The following is a 22,470-nucleotide window of genomic DNA, read 5'->3' as shown; positions in this document are numbered from 1 at the left end:
TTGTGTGACCTGTCTCACGATCGATCATTCTTCGGTCAACCTCCTTGTTAGGCTGAATCCTCATTCCAATACCGAGTTCTGCGAGGTGTTGACGTAGTGGGGGACGTGGCAAACGTGGATGTCTCAAGCCTTCCGGCATTCCCGTTTATTGGCCCGGACGACAACCCGTTCATTCCCGTCAAGGGAGCGGATCTGGAGCGACTCGAGGGGCCTGTCGGAAAAGTCCGGCTTCCCTTTGGGGGCTGGGCCTGGCTGATCAGCAAGCACGACGACGTACGACAGCTTTTACGGCATCCCGGGTTCAGCTCGGACCAGTACAAGACAGGATTTCCGATACTCAACCCGATACCTCCCAAGCAGGAGGACGCGTCGGGCCTGTTCATCTTCATGGATGGCGAGGAGCACAGCCGGTTCCGGCGGATGCTGACCGCCGAGTTCATGATCAAGAACATCCGGCGGATCGAGCCGCTCATCGAGGAGACGGTGGTCCAGGCGCTGGAGCGCATGCGGGAGATCGGGCCGCCCGCGGACCTGATGAACGAGTTCGCGCTCCCCGTCCCTTCGATGACGATCTGTCATCTGCTCGGAGTCCCGTACTCCGACCATGACTTCTTCCAGGATCACAGTCGCGTGATCATGGACAGGAACTCCGGTCCCGAAGAGACCCAGGCCGCCCTTGGCGCGCTCGCCGGACTCCTCGGTGACCTCATCAAGTTCAAGCGGGCCACCCCCGAGGACGACCTGCTCAGCCGGCTCGTGGTCGAGCGGGTGGACACCGGCCAGCTCCGGGAGGACGAACTCGTCAGCCTGGCCATGCTGTTGCTCGTCGCGGGCCATGAGACCACGGCCAACATGATCGGCCTCTCCGCCCTCGCGCTCCTGGAACACCCCGGGCAGCTCGACGCCCTGCGCGCGGACCCGAGCCTCGCGCCCGGCCTGGTGGAGGAGCTGCTCCGGTACATCACCGTCGTACGCACGGGACTGCCCCGCCTGGCCATGGAGGACGCCGAGATCGGCGGTCAGCAGATCAAGGCCGGCGAAGGCGTCGTGGCGATGCTGTCGATGGCCAACCGGGACCACTCGGTCTTCGAGGACCCCGACGGCTTCGACCCCAAGCGGCGCGAGGCACACCGGCACATGGCGTTCGGCTTCGGCCTGCACCAGTGCATCGGCCAGCCGCTGGCCCGGGCCGAACTGCGGGTGGCGCTGGTCGAGCTGGCCCGCCGCTTCCCCAACCTGCGCTCCGAGCTGAAGCTGGCCGATGTCCCGCAGCGTCCGATGGCCGTGACGTTCGGTGTCGCCGAGCTGCCGGTGACGTGGTGACCATGCACATCACGGTGAACAGGGAGCTGTGCGCGGGCTCCGGGAACTGCGTGGTCAACGCCCCGGAGGTCTTCGACCAGGACGACACGGAGGGTCTGGTGCTGCTGCGCGTCACGCAGCCGCCCGCGGACCTGGAGCAGTCGGTCGAGCTGGCCGCCCAGCTGTGCCCGGTGGGTGCGATCGACGTCGTGCGCGAGGCGATCGCGCGCTGACGGTGTAGTGCACGATCGGTGCACGAGGCAGTGCACAGGTGAGTGCGCAAAGTAGTGCACGGGTGAGTGCACGATGTAGTGCACGGGGGAGTGCGCCGCGTTCTTGATATTCATCGCGGATCTCGACCCGTCCTGAATTCCGTCGCCCGCCGGTTCTCGGTGGGCGACGGGCCGGGAACGGGTCTGTCATGCCTTCATTCCATCCATTCACACGGCGATTTCCGTGAATGGTGCACCGGCATGCGCCCTTGCCCCTGTGTGTGAATTCCGCGTAACGGGAGAGCGGGAAAATCTTAACAGGGGGCGGGCAGTTGAACAGTGGAATTCAGATACGAGTTGTTGTATGCGATCCCCATCCGTACGCGCGTCTGGGTATTCGAGGGGCACTCGCGGAGGACCCCGCACTGGTCGTGGTGGGCGAGGCCGGAGGTATCGGCGAACTCCTCTCGGCGGTGCATGTCTATGAACCGGATGTCGTGGTGCTCGAAGCACAGTCGCAGGCCGACCATGTGCATGAGCTGAAGCAGGTCGACGCCGCCATGGTGGTGATCGTGTCGGACGTGGACGCCGTCGCCGACTGGGTCAGGCTGACCCAGGCCAACGTCGGCGCGCTCGTCCACAGCGACGACCCCGAGGAGGAGTTGGTGGAGGCGGTCCGCCGGGCCGGCGAAGGCACGGGCTATGTCTCGCCCGGCCTCAGCGGGGCGCTGCTCAGGTTTGTGCGCGCCACGCTGCCGCGACCTCTGACGGTCGTACCCACGCACGCGCCGCTGACCTCGCGCGAGTCCGAGGTGCTCCAACTGGTGCGGCGCGGCATGGCCAACAAAGAGATCGCCCGGCGGCTCGGCCTGAGCGAGAAGACCATCAAGTTCCATGTCTCCAATGTCCTTGCGAAGGCGCACATGGCGTCCAGGGCGCAGCTGATCGCGTCGGCGGCGGCCATGTGAGCGCCGGGCGCGGGCACTCGGCGAGCGGGGGCGTACCCACGGTGTGACCGTGGGTACGCCCCCTTCGCCATGCCCGCGCCATGCCCGCGTTCCGGCAAGGGCGGCTGAAAACAGCCCTGGTCGAAAGTTCTGGTTCTCGTCGGCGGCCCTGCACCGAAGCCCGGTCCCGAGCCCCATCCTCTGGCGGAAGCCCAGGTCAGGGCCAAAAACCCATACTCCGGCTATGAAGCCATCCATGTCAGGTGACCAGCAGATCGGCGGGGCCGAAGACACCGCCATCGCAGTGATCGGGGCCTCCTGCCGGGTCCCCTCGGCAGCGAACCCGGCCGAGCTCTGGCGCCTGCTGTCGGAGGGCACCGACGCCGTCACGCCCTGGCCGGCGGAGCGTGGCCCGGGACGCCAGAACTGGCGTGGTGGCTTCCTGGACGACGTACGCGGCTTTGATGCTGCCTTCTTCGGTGTCGGGCCCGACGAGGCCGCCGCCATGGACCCGCAGCAGCGGCTCGCCCTGGAGCTGGTCTGGGAGGCGATGGAGGACGCCGGTGTGCGCGACGACCGGCTGCGCGGCTCACGCACCGGCGTGTTCGTGGGCGTCTCCTCCGACGACTACGCCACGCTCGTCTCCCGTTCCCACGAAGGCCGGGCGGGCGGCGGCGAGTTGCACGACTTCACCGGGCAGCACCGCGCCGTCATCGCCAACCGGGTCTCCTGGTCCCTTGGCCTGCGGGGCCCCAGCCTGGCCGTCGACGCGGCGCAGGCCTCCTCGCTCGTCGCCGTCCACCTCGCCTGCGAGAGCATCCGCCGCGGCGAGTCCGATCTCGCCTTCGCCGGTGGCGTGAACCTGATCCTCTCGCCGGACAGCATGGTGACGACGGCCGGTCTCGGCGCGCTGTCCGTCAAGGGGCGCTGCGCCACCTTCGACGAGAGCGCCGACGGGTTCGTACGCGGTGAGGGCGGCGGAGCGGTCCTGCTCAAGCCGCTCGCCAAGGCGGTCGCCGACGGCGACCCCATCTACTGCGTCATCCAGGGCAGCGCCGTCAACAACGACGGCGGCGGCGAGCGGCTCACCGACCCCGATGTCGCGGGCCAGCGGGACGTCCTGCGCCGCGCCTACGCCGACGCCAGGATCAGCCCCGACGCGGTCCAGTACGTCGAACTGCACGGCACCGGCACGCCGGTCGGCGACCCCGTCGAGGCCGCCGCCGTGTCCGCCGTCATCGCCCGCGGCGCCGAGGACCGCGACTCGCTGCGGGTGGGCTCGGTCAAGACGAACGTCGGCCACCTCGAGGCCGCCGCGGGCATCGTGGGCCTGCTCAAGGCGGCGCTGTCCCTGCGCCACCGCCAACTGCCGCCGAACCTGCACTTCACCACGCCCAACCCGGCGATACCCCTGGCCGAGCTGAACCTGCGCGTGCAGACCGAGCTCGAGGCCTGGCCCGCCCCCGACGCCCCGCTCGTCGCGGGCGTCAGCTCGTTCGGCGTCGGCGGCACCAACTGCCATGTCGTCCTCGCCGAAGGGCCTTACACCGGACGGCCCGACGCCCCGGTGGAGCGCCCCGCCGCAGACAGGCCGCTGCCCTGGGTGCTGTCCGCCCGCACCGGCCGCGCCCTGGACGCGCAGGCCGCCCGGCTGCTCACCCACGTCGAGGAGCGCCCGGACGCGCACGCCGCCGACATCGCACGGTCGCTCGCCGGCGGCCGGTCCACGTTCGACCACCGCGCCGTCGTCATCGGCACCGGCCGCGACGAGCTCACGGCGGGCCTTGCCCGCCTCCACGAAGAGGCGGTGCAGGGCGTCGCCACGGCCGGCAAGACGGCCTTCCTGTTCTCCGGCGGAGGCTCCCACCGCCTGGGCATGGGCCGGGAACTGTACGAGACGTACCCGGTGTTCGCTCAGGCCCTCGACGAGGTGCTCGACCACTTCGTGCCCGGCCTCGACCTGCGCGAGCTGCTGCTCGGCGGCATCGACGACGAGGCCGCCGCACAGGCCCTGGACGGCATGCGTTACATGCAGCCCGCCCTGTTCGCCTTCCAGGTCGCCCTGTACCGCCTGGTCACCTCCTGGGGCGTCACCCCGGACCTGCTCGTCGGCCACTCCTTCGGCGAGGTCGTCGCCGCCCATGTCTCCGGGGCCCTCCCGCTGGCCCACGCGGCGGCCCTCGTCGCCGCGCGCGGCGAGCTGATGGAGGGACTGCCGCCCGGCGGCGCCATGATCGCCGTCGAGGCCACCGAAGAGGAGCTGCTCGAAGCGCTCGACGGCGTCGACGACGTCTCGGTGGGTGTCGTCAACGGGCCGCAGGCCGCCGTGCTTTCGGGCGCCGAGGACGCCGTCACGCGGATCGCCGACGCGTTCCGCGCCCGCGGCCGGCGAACGAACCGGCTGCGCGTGCAGAATGCCGCCCACTCGCCGCTGATGGCACCCGCCCAGGGCGAGTTCGCCCGCAGGATCCGCGGCCTCGCCGTCGCCGAACCCGCCGTCCCGATCGTCTCCACCGTCACCGGGCGTACGGGGGACGCCCTCACGGAGGAGTACTGGATCGGGCACCTCAGCACCACGGTCCGCTTCCACGACGCGATCTCCGCCTGCCGGGAGCAGGGCGTGACCCGGTTCGTCGAACTCGGCCCCGGCAGCGTGCTGACCCCACTCGTCGACACCACCGGGACGGACATCGCGGTGGCACTCCAGCACCGCGAACGCCCCGAGGCCCAGGCACTGCTCACCGGCCTCGCCGAGGCCTGGACCGCGGGCGTGCGCGTCGACTGGGAACTGGCGTCCGGCGCCGCCCGCACCGTCGACCTGCCCACCTACGCCTTCCAGCGCGAGCGCTACTGGCTCGACGAACGCCCGGCGGCCCCGGCAGCCGAGCAGCACCTCAGCTCGGCGACGCTCGCCCTGCGCGAGCGCATCCGGACCGAGCCGGACGGATTCCTGGCCCGCTGGCTTGCCGACCACCTGACCGAGACCACCGGCTCCGCCCCGGCCGACCCCGACACGACCTTCCGTGACCTGGGCTTCGACTCGGTCCTCTCTGTTCAACTGCGCAACCGCCTCGTCTCGGCGACCGGCCTGCGCATGCCCGCGAGCGTCCTCTTCGACTACCCCACGCCCAACGCCCTCGCCGCGCATCTGCACGACGAGATCGTCGGCGTACTGGACACACCGGATGACGTCCCGGCGATCACCTCTGTGCGTGACGCCACGGACGACGACCCGGTCGTCATCGTCGGCATGGCCTGCCGGCTGCCCGGCGGGATCGACTCGCCGCAGGAGCTGTGGCGGGCCGTCGCCGAAGGCGTCGACGCGACATCGGACTTCCCCACCGACCGCGGCTGGGACCTCGCGAGCCTCTACGACCCGGACCCCGCCAACCCCGGCACGACGTACGCGCGCCGCGGCGGATTCCTCGCGGGGGCGGGCGACTTCGACGCGGAGTTCTTCGGGATCAGCCCCCGCGAGGCGGCCGCGATGGACCCGCAGCAGCGGCTGCTCGTGGAGACCGCGTGGGAAGCCGTCGAACGCGCGGGCATCGACCCGAGCTCGCTGCGCGGCAGCAGGACCGGCGTCTTCGTCGGCGCCACGAACATGGAGTACGGCCCGCGCCTGAACGCCCCTGCCGACGGCACCGAGGGCTTCCGCCTCACCGGCAACACCACCAGCGTGGCATCGGGCCGCATCTCGTACCTCCTCGGCCTCGAGGGCCCGGCGCTGACGGTGGACACGGCGTGCTCGTCGTCCCTCGTCGCACTGCACCAGGCGGTGCAGTCGGTCCGCAGCGGGGAGTCCGCCCTGGCCCTGGCGGGCGGCGTGACGGTCCTGTCCACGCCGGGCATGTTCGTCGAGTTCTCCCGCCAGCGCGGCCTGGCCCCCGACGGCCGCTGCAAGCCCTTCTCCGACGACGCGGACGGCACCGGCTGGGCGGAGGGCGTGGGCCTGGTCGTCGTCGAGCGCCTCTCGGACGCGGAGCGCCAGGGCCACCAGGTCCTTGCGGTCGTACGCGGCTCGGCGGTGAACCAGGACGGCGGCAGCAATGGCCTGACCGCGCCGAACGGTCCGTCTCAGCAGCGCGTCATCCGGGATGCGCTGGCCAGCGCACGCCTGACGCCGGCGGATGTCGATGTGGTCGAGGCGCACGGCACGGGCACGTCGCTGGGTGACCCGATCGAGGCGCAGGCGCTGCTGGCGACGTATGGCCAAGGGCGAGATGCGGAACAGCCGTTGTGGCTGGGTTCGATCAAGTCCAACATCGGTCACACCCAGGCGGCCGCCGGTGTCGCGGGCGTCATCAAGATGGTGCAGGCGATGCGCCACGGCGTCATGCCGCGCTCGCTGCACGCCACCACGCCCTCGCGCCACGTGGACTGGGAGTCCGGCGCCGTGAGCGTGCTGACGGCACAGCAGGAGTGGACGCCCGAGCCGGAACGGCCACGGCGTTCCGCGGTGTCGTCCTTCGGCATCAGCGGCACCAACGCGCACGTGATTCTCGAAGCGGCGCCGGTGGCGGAGGAAGCGCCGCAGGTGGCTGAGCCGGCGGTGCGGGATGGCGGCGCGCTGCCGTGGGTCCTTTCGGGCCGGAGCGAGGCGGCGCTCGCGGAGCAGGCGGCTCGGCTCCTTGCCCGGGTCGATGAGGGTGCCGGACTTGATCCGCGGGATGTCGGGTTCACGCTGGCGGAGGGGCGCGCGGTGCTTGAGCATCGGGCGGTTGTCCTTGGTGGCGGGTTGGATGAACTCGCTGCTGGACTTGGGGAGTTGGCCGCTGGGCGGCCGGCTTCGAGGGTGGTTGCGGGGCGTGCCACGTCCTCCAGTGGTGTGGTGTTTGTGTTCCCGGGTCAGGGTTCGCAGTGGGTGGGCATGGCGCGTGAACTCCTGGAGTTTTCGCCGGTGTTCGCGGGGCGGATGGCGGAGTGTGCTGCTGCCTTGGATCCGTACGTGGATGGCTGGTCGCTGCTGGATGTCGTGCGGGAAGGTGACGAGGAGGCCTTCCGGCGGGTTGATGTGGTGCAGCCGGTGTTGTTCGCGGTGATGGTGTCGCTGGCTGAGCTGTGGCGGTCGCTGGGCGTGCGCCCGGCTGCCGTGGTGGGGCACTCTCAGGGTGAGATCGCGGCCGCGTGTGTCGCGGGCGGTCTGTCCCTGGAGGATGCGGCGCGTGTCGTGGCCTTGCGGAGCCGGGCGATCCTGCGGCTGTCGGGTCGTGGCGGCATGGTCTCCGTCCTGGCTCCCGAGGAGCGGGTGGTGGGCCGTCTGTCGGACGGTCTGCAGATCGCGGTGGTGAACGGTCCCGAGCAGGTCGTGGTGTCCGGTGCTCCGGATGAGCTGGACGCACTGATGGCGGGCTGTGAGGCCGACGGCATCCAGGCGCGTCGTATCGCCGTCGACTACGCCTCTCACTCCCCGCAGGTCGAGGACCTGAAGGCCGAACTGCTCGACGTACTCGATGGGATCGAGCCGCGCACGGGTCAAGTCCCGCTGTTTTCAACGGTGTCGGGTGAAGTGATCGACACCGTGACGATGGATGCGGAGTACTGGTTCACCAACCTCCGTCAGACCGTCCGGTTCGACGCGGCGTTGGATTCGCTGCTTGCGGCCGGGCACCGCGTCTTCGTCGAGGCCAGCCCCCACCCCGTTCTGGCGGGTGCGGTCACGCAGGCCGCGGAGGGAAGCGGCGTCGACGGTGTGACCGCGGTCGGCACTCTCCGTCGTGAAGAGGGCGAAGAGGCGCGGCTGTTGCAGAACCTGGCCGAGGTGTTCGTCGCCGGGGTGGACGTGGACTGGTCGCCGTGGCTGGCGGGCGGGCGGCTCGTGGAGTTGCCGACGTACGCCTTCCAGCGGCGGCGTCACTGGCTGGCCGCGGGCCGGTCCGTGGTCGACGCGGCCGGGCTCGGGCTGAATGCGACCGGGCATCCGCTGCTCGGCGCCGCCGTGCGCCTCGCCTCGCAGGACGGGCTCGTCCTGACCGGTCAGCTGTCGTTGCACACCCATGCGTGGCTTGCGGACCACGCGGTCTTCGGCACGGTCATCCTGCCGGGCACCGCCTTTGTCGAGCTGGCGTTGCACGCCGGTGGCGAGGTCGGCTGCGGGGCGCTTGAGGAGCTGACGCTTGAGCGGCCGCTGGTCCTTGCGCCGGACGCGGTCGTAGCGGTGCAGGTGTCGGTGGGCGTCCCGGATGACGCGGGGCACAGGTCTATCGCCGTGCACTCGCGCGTCCAGGGCGCCGACGAGGACGCGGGGGCCGAGTGGGTCCGGCATGCCGTGGGTGTGCTGGTGGCCGATCCTGTGGTGGCGGAGGAGGAGCGCCTTGAGGGTGCTTGGCCGCCCGCCGGTGCTCAGCGGGTCGACGTCGACGACGCGTACGAGCTGCTTGCCGGGGTGGGATACGGATACGGGCCCGTGTTCCAGGGCCTGCACGCCGTGTGGAGCGCGGGCGAAGAGCTGTTCGCCGAGGTGCGGCTGCCGGCCGAGGCCGATGAGTTCGGTGTCCACCCGGCGCTGCTCGATGCCGCGCTGCATCCGCTCCTCGACGGCGAGCTGTGGGTGCCGTTCTCCTGGAGCGGGGTGCGGCTGCACTCGGTGGGCGCCGCGGCGCTGCGGGTGCGGTTGTCGCGGCGGGCCGACGGTTCCGTGCGGCTCGCGGCGTTCGACGGGGCCGGGCTGCCGGTGGTGACCGTGGACGAGCTGCGGTTGCAGCGGATGTCGCGGGAGCAGCTGGGCTCGGCGGTGGCCGGAGATCCGTTGTACGAGGTGCGGTGGACGGATGTGCCGGTGCCTGACGCCTCGGGGGGTGTGCCGTCGGACGTCGTCGTCGAGTACGTCGAGCCCGGCGGGGACGTCCGTGCGAGCGTGGCCGAGGTTCTTGGGGCGGTCCAGCGGTTCCTGGCCGAAGCGGCCGACGGTGACGCGCGGCTGGCCTTCGTCACCCGGGGCTCGGTCACGGCGGAGCCGGATCCGGCCACCGCGGCGGTGTGGGGTCTGCTGCGTTCGGCGCAGGCCGAGCACCCCGGACGCATGGTGGTCGTGGATGTGCCCGTCGGCGGGGACGCCGATGCCGCCGTGGCGCTGGCTCTCGCTTCCAGGGAGCCTCAAGTCGCTTTCCACGGAGGCCGGTTGAGCGTTCCGAGGCTGGCCACTGTCGACGCGGAGGCGGCGACAGCGCCGGACTTCAAGCCGGATGGCACCGTCCTGATCACCGGCGCGAGTGGGGCGCTGGGTCAGCTGGTGGCCCGGCATCTGGTCGCCGAGTACGGGGTGCGGCATCTGCTGCTGGTCAGCCGTCGTGGCGCCGAGGGCTCGGAGGAGCTGGCCGCCGAGCTGGCCGGGGCGGGCGCGACGGTGGCCTTCGCCGCGTGCGATGTTGCGGACCGTGAGGGCCTGTCGGCGGTACTTACCGGCATTCCCGCCGAGCATCCGCTGACCGCCGTCATCCATGCGGCCGGCGTACTCGACGACGGAATCATCACCGCCCTGACGCCCGAGCAGATCGACAGGGTGATGCGGCCCAAGGTCGACGGCGCGCGGCTGCTCGACGAGCTGACGCGAGACGCCGATCTTGCCGCCTTCGTGCTGTTCTCATCGGCGGCCGGCGTGATGGGCACGGCCGGGCAGGGCAACTACGCGGCGGCCAACGCCTTCCTGGACGCGCTCGCCCACCAGCGCCGGGCCGAAGGCCTGCCGGCCACGTCGATGGCGTGGGGTCTGTGGACCAGTGACAGCGCGATGACCGCGCACCTGGACGACGCCGACCTGGCCCGGCTGTCGCGCAGCGGCCTGGGTTCGATGTCGACCTCCCAGGGCCTTGCCCTCTTCGACGCGGCTCTCGCCGCCGACCGGGCGACCGTCGTCCCGGCCCGCCTCGACCTGCCCGCCCTGCGCAACCGGGCGGCGCGGGACAGCCTGCCCGCGGTCTTCAAGTCCCTGGTCCGGGCTCCCGTGCGCCGTGCGGTGGCGCCCAGCGCGGAGGAGGCCTCGTCCTGGGCCGGCCGGATGGCGGCTCTGGACGACGCCGACCGTGCCGCGGCGCTGCTCGAACTCGTGGGCGCACAGGTGTCGTTGGTCCTCGGCCATGGTTCGGCGTCCTCGGTGGAGGCCGACCGTGCCTTCCGCGACCTGGGCTTCGACTCGCTGACCGGGCTTGAGCTGCGCCAGCGGCTGCAGAGCGCGACAGGTCTGCGGCTGCCGTCCACGCTGGTCTTCGACTACCCGACGCTGACCGCGCTGGTCGGCTTCCTGGAGGAGCAGATCCAGGGCACCGCCACCGGTTCCGCCGTGCCTGCGGCGGTCGTGGCCGCCACGGACGACGACCCGGTCGTCATCGTCGGCATGGCCTGCCGGCTGCCCGACGGGATCGACTCGCCGCAGGCGCTCTGGCAGGCGACGCTCGACGGCGTCGACGCGATCACCGAGTTCCCCGCCGACCGCGGCTGGGACCTGGCGGGCCTCTACGACCCCGACCCGGGCCACCTCGGCACGAGCTACTCCCGCCGGGGCGGATTCCTGACCGGTGCCGGTGACTTCGACGCGGAGTTCTTCGGGATCAGCCCGCGCGAGGCCGCCGCGATGGACCCGCAGCAGCGGCTCCTCCTGGAGACGGCGTGGGAGGCCCTGGAGCGGACCGGCATCGACCCGACCTCGCTGCGGGGCAGCAGGACCGGCGTCTTCGCCGGCCTGATGTACCACGACTACGGGTCCTGGCTCGCTGAGGCGACCGAGGACGTCGAGGGCCTGCTGATCACCGGCAACAGCGGTGGTGTCGCGTCGGGGCGCATCTCGTATCAACTGGGCCTGGAAGGACCCGCGTTGACGGTAGACACGGCGTGCTCGTCGTCACTGGTCGCGCTGCACCTGGCGGCGCAGGCCCTGCGCAACGGCGAGTGCTCGCTTGCGCTGGCCGGTGGCGTGACGGTGATGTCGACGCCGACGACCTTCGTCGAGTTTTCCCGCCAGCGTGCGATGTCGGTGGACGGTCGCTGCAAGGCGTTCTCGGACGACGCCGACGGCGCGGGCTGGTCGGAGGGCGTCGGCCTGCTCGTGGTCGAGCGGCTCTCGGACGCGCGACGCAACGGACACCCCGTCCTGGCCGTCGTACGCGGCTCGGCGGTGAACCAGGACGGCGGCAGCAATGGCCTGACCGCGCCGAACGGTCCGTCTCAGCAGCGCGTCATCCGGGATGCGCTGGCCAGTGCGCGGCTGACGTCGGCGGACGTCGATGTGGTCGAGGCGCACGGCACGGGTACGTCGCTGGGCGACCCGATCGAGGCGCAGGCGCTGCTTGCGACGTACGGTCAAGGGCGGGACGAAGAACGCCCGTTGTGGCTCGGCTCGGTCAAGTCCAACATCGGTCACACGCAGGCCGCGGCGGGCGTCGCGGGCATCATCAAGATGGTCCAGGCGATGCGGTACGGCACCATGCCGCGCACCCTGCACGCGGCCACCCCCTCCCACCACGTCGACTGGACCGCGGGCCAGGTCAAGCTCCTCACGGAGAACCAGCCGTGGCCGGAGAGTGACCGCCCGCGCCGGTCCGGTGTGTCGTCCTTCGGCATCGGCGGGACGAACGCGCACGTGATCCTGGAGGCCGCCCCGGTCGAGGAACTGGCATCGGACGACGAGGCCGTTCCCGCCCTGCCGGAGGCGCCCGCCGTGGTGGACGCACCGGCGGTCCCGTGGGTCCTTTCGGGCCGGAGCGAGGCGGCGCTCGCGGAGCAGGCGGCTCGGCTCCTTGCCCGCGTTGGTGAGGGTGCCGAACTCGATCCGCGGGATGTCGGGTTCACGCTGACGGCGGGGCGCGCGGTGCTTGAGCACCGGGCGGTTGTGCTTGGCGCCGACGACACCGAACTGACGGCGGAACTCGGGGAGTTGGCTGCCGGTCGTGCGACGACGGGAGTCGTCGCGGGGCGTGCCACGTCCTCCGGGGGTGCCGTGTTTGTGTTCCCTGGTCAGGGTTCGCAGTGGGTGGGCATGGCGCGTGAACTCCTGGAGTTTTCGCCGGTGTTCGCGGGGCGGATGGCGGAGTGTGCTGCTGCCTTGGATCCGTACGTGGATGGCTGGTCGCTGCTGGATGTCGTGCGGGAGGGGGATGAGGAGGCCTTCCGGCGGGTTGATGTGGTGCAGCCGGTGTTGTTCGCGGTGATGGTGTCGCTGGCTGAGCTGTGGCGGTCGCTGGGGGTGCGCCCGGCTGCCGTGGTGGGGCATTCGCAGGGTGAGATCGCGGCCGCGTGTGTCGCGGGTGGTCTGTCGCTGGACGATGCGGCGCGTGTCGTGGCGTTGCGGAGCCGGGCGATCCTGAGGCTGTCGGGGCGTGGCGGGATGGTCTCCGTCCTGGCTCCCGAGGAGCGGGTGGTGGGCCGTCTGTCGGACGGCCTGCAGATCGCGGTCGTCAACGGCCCCGAGCAGGTCGTGGTCTCCGGCGCGCCCGACGAGCTGGACGCACTGATGGCGGGCTGTGAGGCCGACGGCATCCAGGCGCGTCGTATCGCCGTCGACTACGCCTCTCACTCCCCGCAGGTCGACGACCTGAAGGCCGAACTGCTCGACGTACTCGATGGGATCGAGCCGCGCACGGGTCAAGTCCCGCTGTTTTCAACGGTGTCGGGTGAAGTGATCGACACCGTGACGATGGATGCGGAGTACTGGTTCACCAACCTCCGTCAGACCGTCCGGTTCGACGCGGCGCTGACGTCACTCCTGGAGGCCGGACACCGCGTCTTCGTCGAATCCAGCCCCCACCCCGTCCTGTCAGGCGCCGTCACCCAGGCCGCCGAGGGCGCGGGCACGGCCGGTGTGACGGCGGTGGGCACCCTTCGGCGTGGTGAGGACGAGCGGGCGCGACTGCTGCGCAGTCTGGCCGAGGTGTTCGTCGCCGGTGTGGACGTGGACTGGTCGCCGTGGCTGGCGGGCGGGCGGCTCGTGGAGTTGCCGACGTACGCCTTCCAGCGGCGGCGCCACTGGCTGCCCGCCGGGCGGTCCGTGGTGGACGCGGCCGGGCTCGGCCTGCATCCGGCCGGGCATCCGCTGCTCGGCGCCGCCGTGCGCCTCGCGGGCGGCGACGACAGCATCGTCCTCACCGGACGGATATCCCGGGCCACGCACCCCTGGCTGGAGGATCACGCCGTCTTCGGCACGGTGCTGCTCCCCGGAACCGCCTTCGTGGAGATGGCACTTCGCGCGGGCGACGAGGCCGGCTGCCAGGTTCTTGAGGAGCTGACGCTTGAGCGGCCGCTGGTCCTTGCGCCGGACGCGCTGGTGGCGGTGCAGGTGTCGGTTGGGGTCCCGGACGATGCGGGGCGGCGGTCCGTCGCCGTGCACTCCCGGGTCCAGGACGCGGACACGGGTATGGGCATGGGCACGGGCACGGGCCTGGAGTGGGTCCGGCACGCCGTGGGTGTGCTGGCCGCGGGTCCCGTGGCGGCGGAGGAGCGTCTCGACGGTGCGTGGCCGCCGGCCGGTGGTCAGCGCGTGGACGCGTCCGATGCGTACGAGCTGCTTGCCGGCCTGGGGTATGGGTACGGTCCCGCCTTCCGTGGCCTGCGGGCGCTGTGGCGGGACGGCGACGAGATGTACGCCGAGGTCCAACTGCCGGTAGAACCCGACGCGTTCGGCGTCCACCCGGCACTCCTCGATGCCGCGCTGCATCCGCTGCCGTCGGGTGACATGAAGGTGCCGTTCTCCTGGAGCGGGGTGCGGCTGCACTCGGTGGGTGCGTCCGCCGTGCGGGTCCGTCTGTCGCCGTGTGGTGACGGGGCCGTACGCGTGGCGGTGTTCGACGGTGCCGGGCAGCCGGTGGTGACCGTGGACGAGCTGCGGCTGCAGCCGATGTCGCAGGAGCAGCTGGGCTCGGCGGTGGCCGCCGACCCGCTGTTCGAGGTGCGGTGGACCGATGTGCCGGTGCCGGACGCCCCGGGAGGCGTGCCGTCGGAGGTTGTCATCGAGCATGTCGAACCCGGCGGTGACGTCCGTACGAGCGTGGCCGCGGTCCTTGACTCGGTCCAGCGGTTCCTGGCCGAAGCGGCCGACAGCGACGCGCGGCTGGCCTTCGTCACCCGGGGCTCGGTCATGACGGAGCCCGACCCGGCCACCGCGGCCGTATGGGGTCTGCTGCGTTCCGCGCAGGCCGAACACCCCGGACGCATGGTGGTCGTCGACACGGCCGAAGACGGGGACCCGCAGGACGCCGTGGCGCTGGCTCTTGCTTCCGGAGAGCCTCAAATAGCCATGGCCGATGGCCGGTTGTGCGTACCGAGGCTGGTCACCGTCGCCCCGGAAGCGGCGGCAGCGCCGGACTTCAAGCCGGACGGCACGGTCCTGATCACCGGTGCGGGCGGCGCGCTCGGCAAGCTGGTGGCCCGGCATCTCGTCGCCGAGCACGGCGTACGGCATCTGCTGCTGGTCAGCCGTCGCGGCGCCGAGGGCTCGGAGGAGCTGGTCGCCGAGCTGACCGATGCGGGCGCGACGGTCGCCTTCGCAGCATGCGATGTGGCCGACCGCGAGGGCCTCACGGAGGCACTCACCGGCATTCCCGCCGAGCATCCGCTGACCGCCGTGATCCACGCGGCGGGCGTACTCGACGACGGCATCGTCACCGCCCTGACCCCGGAACGCCTCGACACGGTGATGCGGCCCAAGGTCGACGGCGCCCTGCTCCTGGACGAGTTGACCCGGGAGCTGGATCTGGACCTGGCCGCCTTCGTGCTGTTCTCGTCCGCGGCCGGGGTGATGGGCACGGCCGGGCAGGGCAACTACGCGGCGGCCAACGCCTTCCTCGACGCGCTCGCCCACCAGCGCCGGGCCGCCGGGCTGCAGGCCACCTCCATGGCGTGGGGTCTGTGGACCAGTGACAGCGCGATGACCGCGCACCTGGACGACGCCGACCTGGCCCGGCTCACCCGTGGCGGTCTCGCGCCGATGTCGCCGACTCAGGGCCTCGCGCTCTTCGACGCGGCTCTCGCCGCCGACCGGGCGACGCTGTTCCCGGCCCGCCTCGACCTGCCCGCCCTGCGCAACCAGGCGGCGCAGGACAGCCTGCCCGCCGTCTTCAAGTCCCTGGTCCGAGCACCGGCCCGCCGTGCGGCGGCCGTCGGTGACGGGCAGGCGTCGTCGTGGGCCGCGGACATGGCCGCCCTGGACGACGCCGACCGCACCGCAGCACTGCTCGAACTCGTGGGCGCACAGGTGTCGTTGGTCCTCGGTCATGGCTCGGCGTCCTCCGTCGACGCCGACCGTGCCTTCCGCGACCTGGGCTTCGACTCGCTGACCGGGCTTGAGCTGCGCCAGCGGCTGCAGAGCGCGACAGGTCTGCGGCTGCCGTCCACGCTGGTCTTCGACTATCCGACGCTGAGCACCCTGGTGGGCTTCCTCGGCGAGCAGGTGCAGGGCACCGCGACGGGGCCGACGAGCCCCGTGACGGTCGGCGCGGCCACGGACGACGACCCGATCGTCATCGTCGGCATGGCCTGCCGGCTGCCCGACGGGATCGACTCGCCGCAGGAGTTGTGGCAGGCGGCCCTCGACGGTGTCGACGCGACCGGCGAGTTCCCCGCCGACCGCGGCTGGGACCTGGCGGGCCTCTACGACCCCGACCCGGATCACCCCGGTACGACGTACTCCCGTCGCGGCGGCTTCCTCACCGGAGCGGGCGACTTCGACGCCGAGTTCTTCGGGATCAGCCCGCGCGAGGCGACGGCGATGGACCCGCAGCAGCGACTGCTCGTGGAGACCGCGTGGGAGGCCCTGGAGCGGACGGGCATCGACCCGACCTCGCTGCGGGGCAGCAGGACCGGTGTCTTCGCCGGTCTGATGCCGATGGAGTACGGACCGCCGCTGTACGAGCCGATCGAGGGCATGGACGGCTTCCGCATGCTCGGCAACTCGTCGAGCGTGGCGTCGGGCCGTATCTCCTACCTCCTCGGCCTCGAGGGCCCGGCGATGACGGTGGACACCGCCTGCTCGTCGTCCCTTGTCGCGCTGCACCTGGCGGCGCAGGCCCTGCGCAACGGGGAGTGCAGCCTCGCCCTTGCCGGTGGTGTGACGGTGATGTCGACGCCGACGACGTTCGTGGAGTTCTCCCGGCAGCGGGCGATGTCTCCCGACGGCCGCTGCAAGGCGTTCTCCGACGACGCCGACGGTGCCGGCTGGTCGGAGGGCGTCGGCCTGCTCGTGGTCGAGCGGCTCTCCGACGCGCGACGCAACGGACACCCCGTCCTGGCGGTCGTACGCGGCTCGGCGGTCAACCAGGACGGCGGCAGCAATGGCCTGACCGCCCCCAACGGTCCCTCGCAGCAGCGCGTCATCCGGGATGCGCTGAGCAGTGCGCGGCTGACATCGGCCGACGTGGACGTCGTGGAAGGACACGGCACCGGCACGTCCCTCGGCGACCCCATCGAGGCGCAGGCGCTCCTCGCCACATACGGTCAAGGGCGGGACGAGGACCGGCCGTTGTGGCTCGGCTCGGTCAAGTCCAACATCGGTCACACGCAGGCCGCGGCGGGCGTCGCGGGCATCATCAAAATGGTGTACGCGATGCGGTACGGCGTCATGCCGCGCACCCTGCACGCGGCCACGCCCTCGCGCCACGTCGACTGGGAGTCCGGCGCCGTCAGCGTGCTGACGTCGCATCAGGAGTGGCCGGAGCTCGACCGGCCGCGCCGCTCGGCGGTCTCGTCGTTCGGCATCAGCGGGACCAACGCGCACGTCATCCTCGAAGCCGCGCCCGAGGACACCGAGACGCAGGAACAGGAGCGTGAGCAGGCGCCGGACGTGCCGGTGATCCCCTGGGCGCTGTCGGCGAAGACCCCCGCCGGAGTGCGGCGGCAGGCCGCACGGCTGCTCGCGCGGATCACCGACGACCCCGGCCTCGACCCCCGGGACGTCGGATACACCCTCGCAGCGGGCCGCGCGCTGATGGAGCACCGGGCCGTGGTCCTCGGCACCGGGCGCGACGAACTGACCGGCGCTCTCGCCGCCGTCGCCCGGGGCGACGAGACGCCGGGCGCCGTCGTCGGATCGGCCCGCGTCGCCGGACCGGGCGGGCTCGCGCTCGTCTTCTCCGGACAGGGCTCGCAGCGAGCCGGAATGGGCCGCGAACTGCACGGGCTCTACCCGGTGTTCGCCGAGGCCTTCGACGCCGTGTGCGCCGCCGTGGACGAGCACCTCGAAGGGCACGCCGAACACCGGCTGCGCGACGTCGTGTTCGCCCCCGCCGAATCCCCGCTCGCCCCGCTCCTCCAGCAGAGCATGTACACGCAGACCGGCCTGTTCGCGCTCGAGGTCGCGCTCCTCGCGCTGCTGAGGGAATGGGGGGTCACACCCGACTACGTCATGGGCCACTCCCTGGGCGAGATCACCGCGGCGTACGCGGCGGACGTGCTCTCGCTGGCCGACGCGTGCGCCCTCGTCGCGGCGCGCGGCAGGCTGATGCAGGCCCTGCCGGAAGGCGGGGCGATGGTCGCCCTCGCCGTCGACGAACGGACGGCCCACGCGTACATCGAGCAGGCCGGACTGGAAGGTCAGGTCGGCATCGCCGCCGTCAACGGCCCCGAGGCCGTGGTGGTTTCGGGCGACGAGTCCGCGGCGGAGGCCGTCGCCGGGCACTTCCGTGCCGCCGGGCACCGGGTGCGCCGCCTCTCCGTGTCGCACGCGTTCCACTCGCACCGCATGGACGCGATGCTCGACGATTTCGCCGACGTACTGGAAGGCCTGTCCTTCCAGGCACCGAAGATCCCCGTGGTCTCGAACGTCACCGGCGGCCCGGTCGACCCCGAGCGGCTGTGCACCCCGCAGTACTGGGTGGAGCACGTCCGCGGGGCCGTACGCTTCGCCGACGGCGTCCGGCACCTCGCCGACCAGGGGGTCACCGCCTACCTGGAGGTCGGGCCCGAGGCCGTGGTCACCCCGATGGTGCACGCCACCCTCGACCCGGCCCTCAGTGATGACGGGTACGTCGCCGTCGCCACCCTCAAGTCCGGTCAGCCGGAGCCCCTCGCGCTCACCCGGGCGCTCGCCCAGCCGTTCGTGGCCGGGGCGCCGGTGGCGTGGGACCGGCTGCTGCCCGGCGGACGCCGCACCGAACTGCCGGGCTACTCCTTCGCGGGGCAGCGCTACTGGCAGGACGCGGCCGAGTCGACGGCCGGCATCCGCGCCGCCGGCCTGAACGCCACCCGGCACCCGCTGCTCGGCGCCGCCGTGTTCCTCGCCGACGGCCAGGCGGTGCTCACCGGCCGGGTGCTGCCAGGGGCCCACCCATGGCTCGCCGACCACGCGGTGGCCGGCACGGTCCTGCTGCCCGGCACGGCCTTCCTCGACCTGGCGCTGTACGCCGGTGACGAGGTGGGCTGCCCCCTCGTCGAGGAACTGACCCTGGAGACACCCCTGGTGCTCCCGGCCGACGCCGCCGTGTACCTCCAGGTCGTCGTCGGCGCCCCTGACGACGAGGGCCGCAGGTCCCTCACCGTCCACTCGTCGCCCACCACGCCGACCTCCGGCACCGAGCCGCTGGTCCGGCACGCGACGGGCACGCTGTCCGCGCGGGCCGCGCACCCGGCCGACGCGTGGGACTGGCCGCCGGCCGACGCCGAGCCGGTCCCGGTCGACGGTCTGTACGAGGACCTGGCCGAGCGCGGCTACGGGTACGGCCCGGTGTTCCAGGGCCTGCGCACCGCCCGGCGCACGGCGGACGCCCTCTACGCGGAGGTCGAACTGCCCACACAGCCGGGCACGTTCGGCATCCACCCCGCGCTGCTCGACGCCGCGCTGCACGCCGTCACGCTCGGAGTGCCGTCGCTGTCCGGCGCCGAGGGCGCGGCGCCGCTGCTTCCGTTCTCCTGGACGGGCGTGACGATGGAGGCGTCCGGAGCGACCGCGGTACGGGTCCGGCTCACCGCCGCCGGAGACGGCGCGGTGTCCCTGGCCGCCGTCGACGCGACAGGGCGCCCCGTCATCACCGTGGACGGGCTGCTGCTGCGGCCCATGTCCGCGGCAGCGGCACCGGACCTGGACGGCGGGCTCCAACTGCGGTGGCGCGCCCTGCCGGTGGACACGGACGGGGCCGCCCCGGCGGCGGTCACCGTCGTCGACGTGGAGCCCGGCGACGTACACGCAAGGACGGCCGAGGTGCTCCAGCGCGTGCAGCGCTTCCTCGCCGAGTCGGCGGACGGGGGCGCTCGGCTCGCCGTGGTCACCCGGGGCGCCGTCATGGAGCAGCCCGATCCGGCCACCGCGGCCGTGTGGGGCCTGCTGCGCTCGGCCCAGGCCGAACACCCCGGCCGGCTGCTGATCGTCGACGTGGACACCCGGTCGGAAGCGGCCGTCGCCGCGGCCGTCGCCTCCGGCGAACCTCAGGTCGCCGTACGCGACGGGCAGGTGTTCGCACCGAGGCTCGTCCGCTCCACGGCGCGGACCCTGACACTGCCGGACGCCCCGCAGTGGCGGCTGGCGACGGCCGGTGACGGCGGCCCCGACGGGCTCGCCGTCACCGCTGAACCGGCGCCCGCCGCCCCGCTCGGCCCGCACGAGATCCGGGTGGCGATGCGCGCCGCCGGGATCGCCCGCGACGACCTGGCCGCCGGGACCGGTACGCCGGGCACCGGGGGCGCGGGTGTCGTGACGGAGACCGGTGCGGCCGTCACCGGCGTGGCCGTGGGCGACCGCGTGTGGGGCGTGTTCCCGCAGGGCGGCGCCCTGGGCCGGGCGGCGGTCACCGACCACCGTTCCGTGGCCCGCGTCCCGCGGGGCGTGAACTTCGCCGAGGCCGCGGCGCTCCCGCGGGCCTTCCTCACCGCCTGGCACGCCTTGGTGGACGAGGCGGAACTGCGCTCCGGGCAACGGGTGTTGATCCACTCCGGGGGTGACGCCATTGGTCTCGCCGCGGTCCAAGTCGCCCGCCACCTGGGCGCCGAGGTGTTCGCCACCGCGCCCCGGACGGCGTGGGACACCCTGCGCGACAGCGGCCTCGACGCGGCGCACATCGCCGAACCGGAGGCCGGCGACATCGTCCGGAAGGTGCCCACGGGCCTGGACGTGATCCTGGCCCAGCAGGGGAGCAGCAGGGACGCCGACGCCTCGGCGGCGCTGCTCGCCGAGGGGGGCCGGTTCGTGGCTGTGGGCACGGGCTCGGCTGCCGGCGCAGGCGCAAGCGCAGGCACGGGCTCGGCCGTCGGCGCCGGCACTGGCGCCGACTCGGCTTCGGCCGGTGGCGCCGTTTCGGCTTCGGCTGCTGGCGCCGTTTCGGCCTCGGCTGTCGGTGGTGTTTCGGCTTCGGCTGCTGGCGCTGACTCGCCCCCGGCCATCGGTGGCGTCCCGGCCTCGGCCACTGGCGCCGACTCGACGACGACCACCGGTGCCGACCCGACGCCGACCCCGACCACCGCCTCCGACCCGGCCCCGCCCACCGCCGTCGACACCACCCGGCAGCAAGCCGTCATCGCCGAACTCGGCGGCCTCTTCGCCACCGGCGCGCTGCGTCCGGTGCCGGTCACGGCGTACGACATCCGTGCGGCGGCCGACGCCTACCGCCGGCTCGGCGAGGGCGGGCAGACCGGCGGCTCGGTCCTGACCCTTCCCCGTCCGCTCGACCCGGAAGGCACCGTCGTCGTCACCGGCGCGAGCGGCACCCTGGGCCGGCTCGTCCTGCGGCGGCTCGTCTCCGAGCACGGCGTACGCAACGTACTGCTGCTCAGCCGCAGCGGCGGCGATGCACCGAGCGACCTGGTGGACAGCGGCGTACGGGTGGACTCGGTGGCCTGCGACGTCGCGGACCGTGAGCAGCTCGCCCGCGCCCTGGCCCGCATCCCCGCGGAGCATCCGCCGACCGCCGTGGTGCACACGGCCGGAGTCCTCGACGACGGGGTCCTCGAAGCCCTGACGCCGGAGCGGCTCGCCACCGTGCTGCGCCCGAAGGCGGACGCGGTCGACGCCCTGCACGAACTGACCGCCGACGCGGACCTCGCGGCCTTCGTGGTGTTCTCGTCGGTGGCCGGTGTCCTCGGCTCGGCAGGTCAGGCGAACTACGCGGCGGCCAACGCCTACCTGGACGCGTTCGCCGCCCGCCGGCACGCGGCGGGACGGCCCGCGGTCTCCATCGCCTGGGGCATGTGGACGCAGTCCAGCACGATGACGGCCGGACTCGGCACCGCCGACCTCGGCCGGATCGCCCGCACCGGACTGCTGCCCACCGCGACCGACGAGGGCCTCGCCGCCTTCGACCGGGCGCTCGCCGGCGCCCTGCCCAACGTCGTGCCGGTACGCGTCGACACCGCCGCACTCCGCGCCGCCGAGGCCGTACCGCCGCTCCTGCGGGACCTGGCGCCCGCCCCGAACCGGCGGGCCGCGGCGGGCGTCACGGCGGCGCGGGACGAGTCCCTGGAGAGCAGGCTGCGCGGTCTTCCGGCCGAGCAGCGGCGCGCCCTCCTGCTCGACCTGGTCCTGACCGACGTCGCCCTGGTGCTCGGGCACAGCGACCCGCGCGGCGTCTTTGCCGAAGGGGCCTTCCGCGACCTCGGCTTCGACTCGCTGACCGCCGTCGAACTCCGCAACAGGATCAACAACCGTACGGGCGTGAAGCTGAGCGCGACGGCGGTCTTCGACCACCCGAGCCCGAGCGCCCTCGTCGACCACCTGCTCGGCCGCATCGCCCCGGCGCCCGCCGACCCGCGGGACACCGAGGAGCCTGACTACGAGCGGGTCATGGCCGACCTCACCAGGATCAGGAGCCACCTGGCCGCACTGGAGCTCACCCGCGCGCAACGAGCCGCGCTGGCCGAGACCTTCCGCGGCATGTCGGAGCCATGGACGAACGGAGAGTCCATGGCACGTGCGGCCGGGGATCCGGCACCGGCCGCCCTCGAATCCGCGTCCGCGGCGGAAGTCCTCGACTTCGTCACCAACAGCCTCGGCATCTCCATCTCCGGCGACGCAATCTCTGGCGACGCAAGCACCGGCGACGCTACCGACGGCGACGCGATCTCCGGCAACGCATCGCCCACCGACCCGAGTTGAGAGTGATTTC

Annotated in this window: 4 protein-coding genes; all 4 read left to right on the top strand. The window is 72.4% G+C overall.

The genetic code is table 11. The features are described 5' to 3' along the window. The first annotated feature begins 96 nt into the window (after window positions 1–96). The 4 genes from AB0G47_RS11735 (at window position 97) to AB0G47_RS11720 (ending at window position 22,460) form a co-directional block, all read left to right on the top strand. Window positions 97–1,323, top strand: a complete 1,227-nt coding sequence (locus AB0G47_RS11735; RefSeq protein ID WP_360767298.1) for a cytochrome P450 — start codon at window positions 97–99, stop codon at window positions 1,321–1,323. 2 nt (window positions 1,324–1,325) lie between these two features. After that, on the top strand, window positions 1,326–1,535 hold the full coding sequence (locus AB0G47_RS11730) for a ferredoxin (protein ID WP_266870746.1): 210 nt from the start codon (window positions 1,326–1,328) through the stop codon (window positions 1,533–1,535). A gap of 413 nt (window positions 1,536–1,948) precedes the next feature. Next, the gene (locus tag AB0G47_RS11725) at window positions 1,949–2,482 is read left to right on the top strand and encodes a response regulator transcription factor (protein ID WP_360767295.1); all 534 of its coding nucleotides are present in this window, start codon (window positions 1,949–1,951) and stop codon (window positions 2,480–2,482) included. Window positions 2,483–2,717: 235 nt separating this feature from the next. Next, window positions 2,718–22,460: an SDR family NAD(P)-dependent oxidoreductase gene (locus tag AB0G47_RS11720; protein ID WP_360767292.1), complete on the top strand. Its 19,743-nt coding sequence runs from the start codon at window positions 2,718–2,720 to the stop codon at window positions 22,458–22,460. Window positions 22,461–22,470: the final 10 nt, after the last annotated feature.

The organism is Streptomyces sp. NPDC021622, from assembly GCF_040640795.1.
Lineage (GTDB): Bacteria > Actinomycetota > Actinomycetes > Streptomycetales > Streptomycetaceae > Streptomyces.
This window is presented reverse-complemented; position numbering and strand designations above follow the sequence as displayed.